At 73.0% G+C, this 12,146-nt stretch carries 17 protein-coding genes; 11 read left to right on the forward strand and 6 right to left on the reverse strand.

Features of this window, described 5'->3' with window-relative positions; genetic code table 11:
• Positions 1 to 5: 5 nt before the first annotated feature.
• Positions 6 to 362, reverse strand: a complete 357-nt coding sequence (locus tag PV682_RS24990; RefSeq protein WP_319733538.1) for a hypothetical protein — start codon at positions 360 to 362, stop codon at positions 6 to 8.
• Positions 363 to 538: 176 nt separating this feature from the next.
• On the opposite strand from PV682_RS24990, the gene PV682_RS24995 reads away from it, so the two are divergent.
• On the forward strand, positions 539 to 1,015 hold the full coding sequence (locus tag PV682_RS24995) for a tautomerase family protein (protein WP_319733540.1): 477 nt from the start codon (positions 539 to 541) through the stop codon (positions 1,013 to 1,015).
• Between the two features lie 35 nt (positions 1,016 to 1,050).
• On the opposite strand, the gene PV682_RS25000 is transcribed toward PV682_RS24995, so the two are convergent.
• A complete protein-coding gene (locus PV682_RS25000; RefSeq protein ID WP_319733542.1) occupies positions 1,051 to 1,641 on the reverse strand; it encodes a TetR/AcrR family transcriptional regulator in 591 nt (196 codons plus the stop codon).
• Positions 1,642 to 1,749: 108 nt separating this feature from the next.
• On the opposite strand from PV682_RS25000, the gene PV682_RS25005 reads away from it, so the two are divergent.
• The 7 genes from PV682_RS25005 (at position 1,750) to PV682_RS25035 (ending at position 6,178) form a co-directional block, all read left to right on the forward strand.
• Positions 1,750 to 1,956, forward strand: coding sequence for a hypothetical protein (locus PV682_RS25005; protein ID WP_407705738.1), 207 nt, complete (start codon positions 1,750 to 1,752; stop codon positions 1,954 to 1,956).
• A complete protein-coding gene (locus PV682_RS25010; RefSeq protein ID WP_319733544.1) occupies positions 1,949 to 2,959 on the forward strand; it encodes a zinc-dependent alcohol dehydrogenase in 1,011 nt (336 codons plus the stop codon). The genes PV682_RS25005 and PV682_RS25010 overlap by 8 nt, the downstream gene beginning before the upstream one ends.
• 54 nt (positions 2,960 to 3,013) lie before the next feature.
• Positions 3,014 to 3,664: a PaaI family thioesterase gene (locus PV682_RS25015; protein ID WP_319733546.1), complete on the forward strand. Its 651-nt coding sequence runs from the start codon at positions 3,014 to 3,016 to the stop codon at positions 3,662 to 3,664.
• A gap of 125 nt (positions 3,665 to 3,789) precedes the next feature.
• Positions 3,790 to 4,314: an RICIN domain-containing protein gene (locus PV682_RS25020; protein WP_319733548.1), complete on the forward strand. Its 525-nt coding sequence runs from the start codon at positions 3,790 to 3,792 to the stop codon at positions 4,312 to 4,314.
• 95 nt (positions 4,315 to 4,409) lie between these two features.
• Positions 4,410 to 4,535: a hypothetical protein gene (locus PV682_RS25025; protein WP_319733549.1), complete on the forward strand. Its 126-nt coding sequence runs from the start codon at positions 4,410 to 4,412 to the stop codon at positions 4,533 to 4,535.
• A gap of 117 nt (positions 4,536 to 4,652) precedes the next feature.
• Positions 4,653 to 5,045: a hypothetical protein gene (locus tag PV682_RS25030; RefSeq protein ID WP_319733552.1), complete on the forward strand. Its 393-nt coding sequence runs from the start codon at positions 4,653 to 4,655 to the stop codon at positions 5,043 to 5,045.
• 122 nt (positions 5,046 to 5,167) lie between these two features.
• Positions 5,168 to 6,178 (forward strand): questin oxidase family protein, encoded by a 1,011-nt coding sequence (locus PV682_RS25035; protein WP_319733554.1) that lies wholly within the window; start codon positions 5,168 to 5,170, stop codon positions 6,176 to 6,178.
• A 204-nt stretch (positions 6,179 to 6,382) separates the two neighbouring features.
• Here PV682_RS25035 and PV682_RS25040 read toward each other — a convergent pair whose 3' ends face one another.
• The gene (locus PV682_RS25040; protein ID WP_319733556.1) at positions 6,383 to 7,171 is read right to left on the reverse strand and encodes a hypothetical protein; all 789 of its coding nucleotides are present in this window, start codon (positions 7,169 to 7,171) and stop codon (positions 6,383 to 6,385) included.
• Positions 7,168 to 8,082: an XRE family transcriptional regulator gene (locus tag PV682_RS25045; protein ID WP_319733558.1), complete on the reverse strand. Its 915-nt coding sequence runs from the start codon at positions 8,080 to 8,082 to the stop codon at positions 7,168 to 7,170. Before PV682_RS25045 ends, PV682_RS25040 begins: the two co-directional genes overlap by 4 nt.
• Positions 8,083 to 8,529: 447 nt before the next feature.
• Between PV682_RS25045 and PV682_RS25050 the strand changes: the two genes are divergently transcribed.
• The gene (locus PV682_RS25050) at positions 8,530 to 9,117 is read left to right on the forward strand and encodes an isochorismatase family protein (RefSeq protein WP_165854414.1); all 588 of its coding nucleotides are present in this window, start codon (positions 8,530 to 8,532) and stop codon (positions 9,115 to 9,117) included.
• Positions 9,118 to 9,224: 107 nt separating this feature from the next.
• A complete protein-coding gene (gene argB / locus PV682_RS25055; RefSeq protein ID WP_407705739.1) occupies positions 9,225 to 10,100 on the forward strand; it encodes an acetylglutamate kinase in 876 nt (291 codons plus the stop codon).
• A gap of 58 nt (positions 10,101 to 10,158) precedes the next feature.
• Here argB and PV682_RS25060 read toward each other — a convergent pair whose 3' ends face one another.
• Both PV682_RS25060 and PV682_RS25065 read right to left on the reverse strand, forming a co-directional pair.
• Positions 10,159 to 10,638 carry a GNAT family N-acetyltransferase gene (locus tag PV682_RS25060; protein ID WP_319733561.1) on the reverse strand — a complete coding sequence of 160 codons (480 nt, stop codon included), beginning with the start codon at positions 10,636 to 10,638 and terminating at the stop codon, positions 10,159 to 10,161.
• Positions 10,639 to 10,745: 107 nt separating this feature from the next.
• Complete coding sequence (locus PV682_RS25065; RefSeq protein WP_319733563.1) at positions 10,746 to 10,946, reverse strand: MbtH family protein; 201 nt, start codon at positions 10,944 to 10,946, stop codon at positions 10,746 to 10,748.
• Between the two features lie 101 nt (positions 10,947 to 11,047).
• Between PV682_RS25065 and PV682_RS25070 the strand changes: the two genes are divergently transcribed.
• Positions 11,048 to 12,127 carry an alpha/beta hydrolase-fold protein gene (locus tag PV682_RS25070; protein ID WP_319733565.1) on the forward strand — a complete coding sequence of 360 codons (1,080 nt, stop codon included), beginning with the start codon at positions 11,048 to 11,050 and terminating at the stop codon, positions 12,125 to 12,127.
• Positions 12,128 to 12,146: the final 19 nt, after the last annotated feature.

The raw sequence follows: 12,146 nt of genomic DNA on the forward strand, positions 1-12,146 counted from the left end.
GTGAGTCAGCAGCGCCGGTCCAGGTCGATGTCGATGCTGGTGACGTTCTTGGTCTTCATCTCGAACTCCAGGGAACTCCCGGTCTCGTACGTCTCCTTGACGTCGGCGCCGGACCGCGCGAGCGTGATCCTGACCCGCGCGTAGCAGCCGTCCTCCAGAGGGTCCCGCAAGGTTCCCCGGACCGTCGTGGTGGTGCCGTCCCGGCAGACCGAGTGGGACAGCGTCGCCCCGACGACACTGGTCGGCTTCGCCGACGAGCAGGTCGCGGCGGCCGACGCGGACGTGGCCGTCAGGGCGGTGACACCCCCCGCCGCGAGGGCGGTCGTGCTCAGCAGGGCGGCAACTCGTCGTGCGGTCTTCACTGGTACTCCCCGTTTCCTGTTCCTGCGACTGGTCCCCGCGCCCGTCGGTGCGGACGCGGGACCAGTCTCCGGACGATCGACTCCGGGGCCCACCTATAACGTTCCAGGGCGGCTATAACGATCGCTATAGAGCTGGGGTAAGGTCACTCTATAACGACTGTCATAGGAGCCCCGTCATGACCATCATCACCGTCAACACCCCCGAGGGCCGCCTGAGCCTCGACCAGCGCCGTGTCCTCGCCGGGACCCTCACGGACGCGGTGCTCGTCCCCGAGGTCGGGCACTTCGAGCCCGCCGCGCGCCCCGGTTTCCAGGTCCGCTTCGTCGAGCACTCCACCGACCGGATGGCCATCGGCGGGCGCCTGCTGTCCGACGCCGGTCCCGGGCTGGACGTGATGGTCCTCGACGTCGCCGTGATGGACGGCGACTGGCCCCGCGAGGTCCGCGAGGAGGTCATCGCCCGCCTCCTCGCCGCCCTCGCCGAGACGTGCGGCCTGGCGGAGCCCTCGCCCGGGTGGTGGGTGAACTTCCGGGTGATCGACGAGGGGAGCTGGGGCTCGGGCGGCGGGGTGACGTCGATCCTGTCGCTGCTGGCGACGGGGGTGTTCACGGAGGAGAAGGCGAAGGCGATCCGGGCGGCGATCGCGGGCTGAGGGGGACGCGGAGCCGAGGGGGGACGCGGTGACGCTCAGGCCGGTTTCCGCACCGCGTCCTCGATCACCGTCTCCAACTGCTGGGCGACGAGGTCCAGCGGGACCATACTGCGTTTCGCCCGGCACATCGCGACCGCGCCCTCGACGGAGGCGACGACCAGGGCGGCGACCGCCTCGGCCCGGTCGGCGTCGAGGCCGTGGGCGCGGAGGGAGTCGGCCAGGAGGCGCTGCCAGTCGTCGAACGCCTCGGCGGCGGCGGTGAGGGACGGGGGGAGTTCGTCCGTCAGGGGCTCTTCGACCGAGACCGCGAGGACCGGGCAGCCCGCGTGGTAGTCGCTCTTGAGGACGACGCCCCGCCACAGCGCGAGGAAGGCCCGCAGGCCGGCGGCCGGACCGGCGGCCAGTTCCTGGCGGAGGATGCGGGAGACCGTCGTACCCGCGTAGCGCACCGCCTCGGTCGCGAGCTGCTGCTTGCCCTCGGGGAAGTAGTGGTACGTCGAGCCGAGCGGCGCCTTGGCGTGTCTGGCCAGCTCGCGGATGCTCGTCGCGTTCAGCCCGCGCCTGCTGATCAGGTCGGCGGCGCCCGCGACGATGCGGTCACGCGACGGCGTGTTCGGTGCGGCCACGGCCGTACCCCCTTCAGAACCCCTGGCTATAACGGCCGTCATAGTCTAGCCTGAACCCCGCTTATAACGACTGTCATAGACCGTCCGTACGGTTTCGAGGAGGCCCCCGTGCCGATGATCCGGCTCACCACTCCCGCAGGCGACCTCGCCGGTGTGCTCCCGCGCCGGGAGGGCGCTCCCGGCACCGCGTTCTTCCGGGCGCAGGCGTGGAGTCACCTGATCGAGCTGCCCGAGGGCACGTGGGGCGCGGGCGGTTCCGTGATCCGGTGCGCCGATCTCGTCGCCCTCGCGCGGAGGGAGCGGGCCGGTGCGTGAACTGACCTATGTCGCCCGCAACTCGGTCGAGTGGCGCGAGGCGCCGGACCCGAAGCTCGGCTCGGACCGGGAGGCGATCGTCGCGCCGGTCGCGGCGACCTCGTGCGACGTCGACACCGCGATCCTCGCCGGACACGGCTTCATCGAGCCGCCGTTCGCGCTCGGGCACGAATGCGTCGCCCGGGTCGTCGAGACCGGCGACACGGTGGCCTCCGTACGGCCCGGGGACCTCGTCGTCGTCCCCTGGTCGATCAACTGCGGTACCTGCGCGAACTGTTCGGCCGGGCTGACCGCGCACTGCTCGTCCGTGCCGCACATGGCGATGTACGGCGCGCCGATCGGCGGGAGGTGGGGCGGGCTCTTCTCCGACCTGGTCCGGGTGCCGTGGGCGGACGCCATGCTCGTACCGCTGCCCGGCGATCTCGACCCGGTCGCGATGGCGGCGGCGAGCGACAACTGGTCCCTGTCCTGGCGGCTGGTGGCACCGCATCTGAAGAGCCGGCCCGGCGCGCGGGTGCTGGTCGTGGCGCGCGGCAGCATCGGGCTGTATGTGTGCGACATCGCGCGGGCGCTGGGCGCGTCCGAGGTGCTGTACGTCGACCCCGACGCCGGACACCGGGTGATCGCGCGGGAGTTCGGGGCGGCGACGGCCGAGGCGCTCGAACCGGTGCCGCACGGCTTCGACATCGCCGTGGAGGCGACGGGGCGGGTCGACCAGCTGGCGCTGGCGGTCAAGTCCCTTGCGCCCGAGGGTATTTGCGAGTCCGCCGGGAACCATTTCCGCCCCGGCGAGCTGCCCCTCCTGGACATGTATCTCACGGGCGTGACCCTGCGCGTCGCCCGCGACAACGTCCGGGGCCACATCCCGGACGCCCTCGAACTCGCCCGCTCCGGCAAGGTCGACCCCCGCCGGGTCGTCTCCCACGTCCTGGACTGGGAGCAACTCCCGCAGGCTCTGCCGGAGAAGCACCTGAAGCCGGTGTTCGTCCGGGCGGACACCTGACGCGCCTGAGAATTCCCCGAGAACCTCCCCTCCCCCACCACCACGAAAAGAACGATGACCGCCGCCCTGGAACCCGACCTCGCCCGCCACCGCACCGCCATCACCACCCTCGGCCGCGACCTGCGCGCCCTCGTCGACGCCGCCGTCGCTTCCACCGCCCCGCCCGAGACCCTGCACCGCGTCGCGGCGGCCGTCCGCGACCTCACCGCCCGCTTCACCGGCCCCCGCCGCGCCCCCGCCGAGATCCCCTCCGTCGACGAATTCCCCGGCACCGTACGGATGTTCAGCCCCGTCATCGGCGAGGGCAACCCGCTCGCACCGCCCGTACGGCTCGCCCGGGAGGGCGACGGCGTCGTGGGGCTCTGCACGCTCGGGCTCGTGCACGAGGGTCCGCCCGGGTACGGGCACGGCGGGTTCACCGCGATGCTCCTGGACGAGGTGATGGGGCACGCGTGCGTCGCGGCGGGGCATCCCGGGATGACCGTCTCCCTCACCACCCGCTACCACCGTCCGGTCCCGCTGGAGACGCCGTTGCGCGTCCACGCCCGGGTCACCGGCGTGGACGGCCGCAAGGTCTTCGTCACCGGCACGGTCAGCACGGCGGAGGACCCGGCGACGCCCCTGGCCGACGGCGAGGCCGTGTTCGTGACGCCCGGCCCCGACCGGGCGCGGGCCATGTTCCCGCATCTGCGGGCGGACCGGTGACTCCCGTACGGCTGTATCCGGACGCCGCGCGCGGCCGGGCGGTTTCGCGTCCGGTTTCCCGGTAATTAGCCGCTCGCCGGGCTCGCGGGCCGAAAGAGCGGTTCGCGCCTGGCACGATTCCACGCATGGTGCTTACAGAAAAACCGCAGGTCAGCCGGGTTTCCGCTCGCCGTGCCCGGGCGGCACTGCTCGCTCTGGCCATGTCCACGGGGTTCGTGTCCCTGAACGCGGGGTCCGCGTCCGCCCTGTCGCCCGGCGACCTCATCACGTCGAACCTGCTGCGCAACTGGGAGACCGGGCTCTGTCTGGAGAGCTACAGCGCGGGTTCCATCCGGACGGGCCGGTGCCAGGTGGGGAACACGAACCAGACCTGGAAGATCTTCTACTTCACCCACGGGACCCATGACGAGGTCTACATCCAGAACGCGGGGACCAGACGGTGCCTGGCCGACCCCGACGGCCAGCACCTGGTGGACTTCGACTGCGTCAACAACGGCAAGCCCACGTTCGAGGGCATCGGCTCCAGCTGGGACAAGGTCCAGCTCAAGTCCACCTCCAAGGGCGCCTGCCTGGACAGCAACCGCAACGGTGACGCCTACATGCACAGCTGCAACGGCGGCGGCTACCAGCTCTGGAAGTCGGGCTTCTGACGACCTGGCCCCGAGCCACCGAGTGCCACCCGCACCGGACGCGCTTCCACTCGCCGTTCCGGGGGGTGCGGGCGGCGTCGAGGAACTGCCGGACGTTGAACACGCCCCCCGACATCCGCGGCGCCCTGTGCCACCTGTCGGCCCTGCCCGGGGAACTCCACGGAAAGCCGGTGCTGTTGCTGCTGCCGGTGCTCATCGGGGACGCGGGCATCGGGAACTGACGTGCGGGCGCTACCGATTTGGGGGCGCTACCTGCCGTAACCGTCGCGGCGGCGGTGGGCCGGCCGAGAGGGTGGACCGCGTTGGTCCACACCTTTCCGACCCGAGGGGTTCTCCTCATGCTTCCGCTGCGCCACTCCGTCCTGGCCCTGGCCGCCCTCGGCCTGACCGCCGCGCTCTCCTCCCCGGCCGCCGCCGCGCCCAGGCACGTCGACGTCACGTACGGCGCGACCTACGTCCGGGGCGACCTCACCTTCAACAACCGCTCGGTCAGCTTCACCGGCACCTACCGCTCCGTGTCCGCGACCGACTGCCGCCGCGCCTGGTTCGGCACTCTCGACAGCTCCGGCCGCCTCCTCGACGCCCGCAGCACGGGCACGCTGTGCAACGGGATCCGGGCGATCAACACGACCGTCCCGGCCGATGTGCGGGGCGGCGCGGCAGCCGTCATGGTCTGCCTGGACAACGGCAACGCGGCACCCCTGAAGTGCCTGGAGTACAAGCGGCCGTAGGTCAAGCGCGGAGCGCGATCCGTCGGTCCGGGGGCCTACGTCCCCCGGACGAGGCCGGGCGGGGGCGGTCCTACGTCTTGTGGCCGTTACGTCGTCGCCGCCGTCCGCCTAGCGTCGTGTTCATGGACGACACGACCGGCATTCTCGACGAGGCTCTGGAGCGGCTGCACGTCTCGGGACCGGAGCGGCTGGGGCGGCTCACGAATCACGCGCCGATGGCGGTGGAGGCACTCGCCGCGCACGGGCAGGCGAAGACCGTGCACCGGTGGCTCGACCTGTACGCGTCCCGTCTGGAGGAGTTCCCGTCCGCCGTCGCCGCGGTGACGGCGGACAACTGGCGTACGGCGCTGGGCGATCCGCGCCGGGCGGCCGACTGGATCGGGTACTTCGACGGCGAGCTGGCGGTACGGCCCTGGCGGGACGTGCTGGCGCAGTGGTGGCCCCGGTTGCTGCCGGGGCTGTACGGCGGGTCCACGCACCCCGTGATCCGCGTCGGGCACGCGGTACGCACTCTGCTGGCCGGCGAGGAGACGGCGCCCCGCCGCACGGAGCTGGCGCACGGCCTGGGCTACTGGGCCGCCCGCCACCACACGCTCCCCGCCCTCACGCCCCTGACCGGGGCCGGCGGCGCGGCGGCGGCCCTGGACGCCGTACCCGTCGTCGCGGACCAGAGCGGCGGCTTCCCGACGCTTCTCGCGCGTGTCCGGGCGCTCCCGGTGTGGGCGTCGACGGTCACCGACCCGGACGAGGCCCGCCTCCGTCTCACGGAGCTGGTCCGCGCGGCCACGCACCGCTATGCCACGCACGGCCACGGCGAGGAGACGATGCTGGTGCACGCGGCGACCGCGCCCAACGCCGTCCTGCGCACCCTCCCCGCCCTGCCCCGCGCGCTGTGGGCGCCCAGCCTCCACGCGGCGTGGACGGCCTCGGCCGCGGTCACGGCGATGTACTCCCCGGCCGAGGCCGTCCCGCTGCGCCCGACCGCCCTCACCCCCGAGGAGGTCGTCGAGCGCGCGGCGGCGCACGGCGACGAGCACGTCATCAAGCTGACGGACACGGCGCTCGGCGTCGGGGACGAGGGGGCGCTCGCGGCGGCGTTGCGCGCGGTCGAGCTGAGCGAGCCACTGGGCTGAGAAGCGCCGGGATACACGAGGAGCCCGCCCCCGGAAGGGACGGGCTCCTCGGTGTGGAGCGCTGGGCAGGCCTTGCACCTGCATTTCCCCGCAGGAAGCGGGGTGTCTTTCCTTGGACCACCAACGCACTGTCCGGAGCCCCGAGTTGGGGTGACCGGCTCAAGATCCACTGTAGCAGCGCCGGTGGGGATGTCCCAACTCCGGTCACTGGACGAGGTGGTAGCGCAGGCGGGTGCCGTCCTCGGAGGTCACCTCGACCGTGAGGCGTTCCAGGGTGGGTTCGGGGGCGGGGCGGGTGCGGGCGGGCCGGTTGGGCAGGGGGCGCCGGCGGGTGGGCGGGCGGCGGCGCGGGGCCGAGGTCGCGGCGGCGATGATCTCCAGGTGGACCGCGAAGTCCGGTCCCGGCAGCGGGATCTCGAAGCCGGGGTGGCGGTCGTAGCCGATGGCTACGGCCGTGCGGACGAAGTCCATGACGGCGGTCGCGGCCGGGGTGTGCGGGCGGGGCGGGGCCTGTTCGGTGAGCCGGCTCAGCACCCGCAGCACGGTCGCCGTGTCGGTGTCGGTCCCGATGAGGTCGTCCTCGGCGCTCGCCTGGGCGCGCCAGAGCGCGGCGGCGTGCGGGTCGCCCTGCGCGAGGTGGTGCAGGTGGAGGCTGTAGGCGGCGGCGCGGTCCCCGGCGCCGGCCGCGTACTGCCACCAGAAGCGGGCGCCGCTCTGGAGCCCGGCGAGGTGCAGGGCGCAGCCGAGGGTCCAGGCGACGGGCGGCTCGGGGAGCTGGTCGGTGACGAAGTCGGCGAGCCGGTCGGGGGTGCAGTGCAGGAGGGCGGCCTCGCACAGGGCGTCGAGGGAGCGGGCGGCGCAGGGGTCGCCGGGGGCGCCGGCGGTGGGCGCCTCGTCGTCGTACTCCTCCTCGTAGGGGACGACGTCGCCGGGGACGCGGGGGTGGCGCAGCAGCAGGGACTGGACGAGCAGGTCGTCGATGGCGGTCGTCACGGGGTGGTCGCTCCCGGTTCGTCGAGGTGGGGGCCCTGGAGTTCCAGTGCGCCTCGGGCGTGGTGGTCCAGGGTGTGGGTGATGGCCGGGGACAGGCCGAGGACGCCGGGGACGGCGTGCTGGTCGATGCCGCAGAGGTAGCGCAGGACGACGACGTCCCGCTGGTCCTCGGGGAGTGCGGCGACGGCGTCGAAGAAGCGGGTGAACCGCTCGATGTGGGCGAAGCGTTCGCCGAGGTCGTGGATGCGGGCCTGGGCCTCGGTGGCGAAGGCGGCGGCGCGCAGGTCGGGGCGGCCGTCGGGCCTGCGGTGGGCTCGGTGCAGGACTCTGGCGCGCAGCAGGTGCCAGGCGTGGCGGCGGGTGTCGGGGGCGGCGACGGCCTGGTCCCAGGTGAGCCAGAGGATGTCGAAGACCTCGCCGACGGTGGTGCGGGCGCGCTGCTCGGACTGGAGGAAGGCGTGCGCGTACGCGGTGTACGGGTGGGCCATCGCCTCGGTGAAGCCGCGGTGCGCGACGGGCGGGATCTCGCTGTCGGGGGGCCGTGCGTCGTCCACGCGGTTCTCGATCCAGCCGGAGCTCTTGTGTGCCTCGTGCGCGGCGGACGTCCACAGGCGGCGCATGGGCCGGACGGGGATGTCGAGGGCGCGGACCACGCTGTAGGTGATGGCCCAGCCGGGGTAGTAGCCCTTGCCGCGCAGGAGTTCGGAGATGCGGGTCTTCGAGTAGCCGGAGCGGCCGACGAGTTCGTCCAGGGTGAGGCCGCTGGCGAACAGGCGGGTGCGGACGGGTTCCAGCCACGCGCGGTGGGTGGGGCCGATCTGCGGTTCGATCGCCTCCGGGGGCCGGCCGCGCCGCCGTACGGGCCGGGCGGCGGGTTCCTCGGGGTTCGGGGACGTCGGGGATAACGTCATGACGTCACCTGCTTGCTGGTCATCGGACCTTCCTGGAAACCTCGGGTCTGGAAGGCCCCCGCGCGGCGGTGCTGAGGCGCCGCGAGGGAGTCGCCCGCCAGCATGGTGTGTCGGCCGCCCGCCGCTCAACGCGGCCCGGGGTGCCCGGAACAAATGAGCGCGCGCTCGCTTGTACCGTATCGGCGCGTCCGGTGTGGGGGAATCGGCCGCGATGAACACTTTCGGGGACTTCGGGCGTCTTCCGGCCGCCGATCGCGCCGGGCCGTCCACCATGGAGACGCACGCCTGCTCTTGGCGTCGCGCCTTCCTGTCTGGGAGGTCACGCGGTCCCCTCGTGCTGAGGGACAACCGGAGGGGGCCGCGCTCTCCATCGATGCGGACGATAGTTAGTTTAGGCTAACCTAATCACCCTGCCGGGGTTCGTGTCGCACGGGGAGGGAACCGCCCATGGGCCAGCCGAGCATCGCCCCCTATCCGATGCCCGACGCCTCCGCGCTCCCCCTCTCGCACGTCTCGTGGTCCCTCGATCCGGCGCGCGGCGCCCTCCTGGTCCACGGCATGCAGGACCGGTTCGCCGAGGCGTTCCCCGCCGGGAAGTCCCCCGTCGTCGAACTCGTCGAGAACGTCACCGCCCTGCGCGAACTCGCCGGGGCGCTCGGCATGCCGGTCGTGTTCAGCGCCGAGGACTCCGGCGGCCCCGTCCTCGCGCCGCTCACCCCGCGCCCCGGCGAACACCTCCTCGACGGCGCCCGCCCCAACGCCTTCCTCCGCAGCCACCTGGGCCGTCTCCTGCGCGACGACGGCCGCGACCAGATCGTGGTCTGCGGGATGTACGCCCACCAGGGCGTCCTCCTGACCGCCGCCGACGCCGCGATGAACGGCTTCGAACCGTTCGTCGTCGCCGACGCCGTCGCCGCGTTCTCCGCCGAGGAGCACACCATCGCGCTGCGCTGGAGCGCACGCGGGAGCGTCGTCCGTACGACGGACGCGCTGCTGCGGGACCTGCTGCTGCGCCGCGGCCGGCGGGAGGCATGAGCCTCCCGCCCGGGAGACCCCCGCCCGCCGGACCTCCGGAGTTCGCGATCCGGACATCACCGAGTGGTACGACCGTCCCAGCCCGGCCCACGAGGCCGGGCCCGTCCATGAATGGAGTGGCCCCCGTGAGTGTGACCGCTGCCCGGGAAACCCTCGCACCCCTGCCGCAGGGGCTGCGAGGCGGTGTGGTCGTCGTCAAGTTCGGCGGCAACGCCATGGTCGACGACGGTCTCCGGCGCACCTTCGCCGAGGACGTCGTCGAGCTGTGGCGGGCCGGGGTGCGGCCGGTCGTCGTGCACGGCGGCGGACCGCAGATCAGCGCGATGCTCGACCGGCTCGGCCTGGAGACCCGGTTCGAGGCGGGACTGAGGGTGACGACGCCGGAGACGATGGAGGTCGTCCGGATGGTCCTCACCGGGCGCGTGCAGCGCGAACTGGTCGGTTCCATCAACGCGCACGGCCCCCTGGCGGTCGGCCTGACCGGCGAGGACGCCCACACGATGACCGCCGAGCGGCGGCCCGCGTGGGTGGACGGCCGCCCGGTGGACATCGGGCTCGTCGGGGACGTCGTCGACGTCAACCCGGACACCGTGCGCGCACTCCTCGACCAGGGCCGCATCCCCGTCGTCTCGCCGGTCGCGCGCGGGGCCGGCGGCGAGGTCTACAACGTCAACGCCGACCTCGCGGCCTCCGCGCTCGCCTCGGCCCTCGACGCCGAACGCCTCGTGGTGCTCACCGACGTGCCGGGGCTGTACGCGGACTGGCCGCTCGGCGAGGAGGTCGTGTCCCGGCTGACGGCCGGTGAACTCCAGGCGCTGCTGCCGGAGTTGGCGAGCGGGATGCTGCCGAAGATGGAAGGGTGCCTGCGGGCGGTGCGGGGCGGGGTGCGGCAGGCCCAGGTGATCGACGGGCGGGTGCCGCACGCGGTGGTACGGAGCCTGGTGGAGGGCGAGGGGGGTACGACGGTGGTGCCGGACGCGTAAGTCCCTTTACGGGGGCGGCGGTTGACGGCTCACCGGACGCGGTGGGGGCCCGGACGGCTCACCGGATGGGGTGGACCAGGACGCGCGAACCCCGCCTCGGCTCCCAGCCGGGCGGGGTGCTCGCGTCCGGGTGCGCCGGGGTGAAGCCGTGCCGTGCGAACAGTGCGCCGCTGCCCGCCGTCGCGGTGAACAGCGCGGTCAGGCAAAGGAGTTGAGCGCGTTCCAGGGCGGCGCGCATCAGGCGTCCGCCGACCCCGGCGCCCTGACGGCCCTGCGCCACGCAGAAGTTGTAGAGCACGCCGACCCCGTCGTACGCCTTCAGCCCTACGCAGCCGTCGAGTTCACCGGCGAGGGACTCCACGACGAGGAACTCGGCGGCATGGGTGGCGTACAGGTCCGCCGGACGCTCGCGCAGCGCTCCGGAGAGGACGAACGGGCGGGACAGCGCGGCGAGTCGCTCGGCGTCGTCCCGGTGCGCGGGACGCACGAGAGAGACCGGCGAGGCGGTGGCGAGGGGGGCCTGGTGGGGGGTGGCCATGGTCAAGGCGTGTCCTTCCTCTGTCGCGTCGCACGAGCACTGCCGTCTCGCCGAGCGACGTAAGGTTAGCCTTACCTAAGATCGCAGCCAAATCCGACCCCCGCGCCTCATCCCGCCAGTGAACGCGGGCGCAGGTCCGTCCAGTTGGCCTCGACGTACGCCAGGCACGCCTCCCGGGAGTCCTCGCCGAACGCGACCGTCCAGCCGCCGGGAACCTCCGCGAAGGACGGCCACAGCGAGTGCTGCCCCTCGTCGTTGGCCAGGACCAGGAAGCGGCCTTCGGTGTCGTCGAACGGGTTCGTGCTCATGTTCCGGGCCTCCTGGAAACGGACGTCAACGTTAGGTTAGGCTCGCCTAATCGAAGCTGAGCCTAGTCTGTCCCCTCCCCTCTCACAAGGAGACACCTGCCGTGGCCGACAACGCCTTCACCGAGTACGGGCTCCACGGCGAGGTCGGCACCGACGCGTTCTGGGCGGCCGTCGACGGGCCCAAGTCGGCGCCTGCCGAGGGGGGTTGGCGCACCCTGTTCCTGTGGCGCGGCGACGCGGCCCGCATCGAGTTCGAGAGCTGGTCGGGGCCGGTCCCGCTGACCCGCTGGGCCGACACGGACTGCTGGTACGCCGAGGTCCCGATGCCTGAACGCCTGCGCGTCACCTACCGGTTCCTGGTCGGCGAGGACGCGCACGCCGATCCCTTCAACCCCTTCGGCGCCGGGGGCGACCGGTCGATCGCCTCGACGCCGGACGCCCCGGCGCAGCCGTACTGGCCCGCCGTGGGCGCGGACGCGGTGCTGCCGGTGCCGCGGGCCCGGGTGCGGTGGACGAGCGAGCGGCTCGGGGGGCGGCGTACCGTCCGGCTCCATCCCGTGGGCGGGGGCGGGCCGTTGGTGCTGCTGCTGGACGGCGACGACTGGCTGTACCTGCATCCCGCGACCACCGCGTTCGACGCCGCCTTCGAGGCCGGCGAGCTGCCGCCGGTCACCCTCGCCTTCCTCCCGGCCAAGGACCGCGAGACCGAGTACACGTGCCGCCCCGAGCTGTGGGAGGCGGTCCGGGACGAACTGCTGCCGCTGGTGGCCGAGTCGGGGGTACCGGCCGACCTCTCGCGGCTCGTGGCCGTCGGCCAGAGCTTCGGCGGGCTCAGCGCGCTCTACGCGGCCCTGGAGTTCCCCGAGTTGGTGTCCAGCGTGGCATGTCAGTCGGGGTCGTTCTGGTGGACGCCGGAGGCTGTGGGCGCCGCTGATCCGCTGGGCGGGGTGGCCGGCGGTTCGATGGCGGCACGGGTGCGGGAAGCGGGGCCGCTGGACGGGCTGCGCGTCGCGTTCGACGTGGGCGAGCACGAGCGGGCGATGCTGCCGCACTGCGAGCTGGTGGAGGGGCTGGTGGCGGAGGCCGGGGCGCGGGTACGGGTGTCGCGGGCGGCGGCGGATCACGACCGGGCGGGGTGGCGGGGGGCGCTGGTGCGGGACGTGGGGTGGCTGTTGGGGTGAGGGAGGGGGTCGGTATCGG

The organism is Streptomyces niveiscabiei, assembly GCF_033794345.1.
GTDB classification, from domain to species: Bacteria; Actinomycetota; Actinomycetes; order Streptomycetales; family Streptomycetaceae; genus Streptomyces; species Streptomyces niveiscabiei.

Excerpts from the sequence above, each read along its gene's own strand:
- PV682_RS24995 (WP_319733540.1), top strand. The coding sequence starts at position 539 with ATGACCATCATCACCGTCAACACCCCCGAGGGCCGCCTGAGCCTCGAC.
- PV682_RS25015 (WP_319733546.1), top strand. The coding sequence starts at position 3,014 with ATGACCGCCGCCCTGGAACCCGACCTCGCCCGCCACCGCACCGCCATC.
- PV682_RS25020 (WP_319733548.1), top strand. The coding sequence starts at position 3,790 with ATGGTGCTTACAGAAAAACCGCAGGTCAGCCGGGTTTCCGCTCGCCGT.
- PV682_RS25030 (WP_319733552.1), top strand. The coding sequence starts at position 4,653 with ATGCTTCCGCTGCGCCACTCCGTCCTGGCCCTGGCCGCCCTCGGCCTG.
- PV682_RS25035 (WP_319733554.1), top strand. The coding sequence starts at position 5,168 with ATGGACGACACGACCGGCATTCTCGACGAGGCTCTGGAGCGGCTGCAC.
- PV682_RS25045 (WP_319733558.1), bottom strand. The coding sequence starts at position 8,082 with ATGACGTTATCCCCGACGTCCCCGAACCCCGAGGAACCCGCCGCCCGG.
- PV682_RS25050 (WP_165854414.1), top strand. The coding sequence starts at position 8,530 with ATGGGCCAGCCGAGCATCGCCCCCTATCCGATGCCCGACGCCTCCGCG.
- argB (WP_407705739.1), top strand. The coding sequence starts at position 9,225 with ATGAATGGAGTGGCCCCCGTGAGTGTGACCGCTGCCCGGGAAACCCTC.
- PV682_RS25060 (WP_319733561.1), bottom strand. The coding sequence starts at position 10,638 with ATGGCCACCCCCCACCAGGCCCCCCTCGCCACCGCCTCGCCGGTCTCT.
- PV682_RS25065 (WP_319733563.1), bottom strand. The coding sequence starts at position 10,946 with ATGAGCACGAACCCGTTCGACGACACCGAAGGCCGCTTCCTGGTCCTG.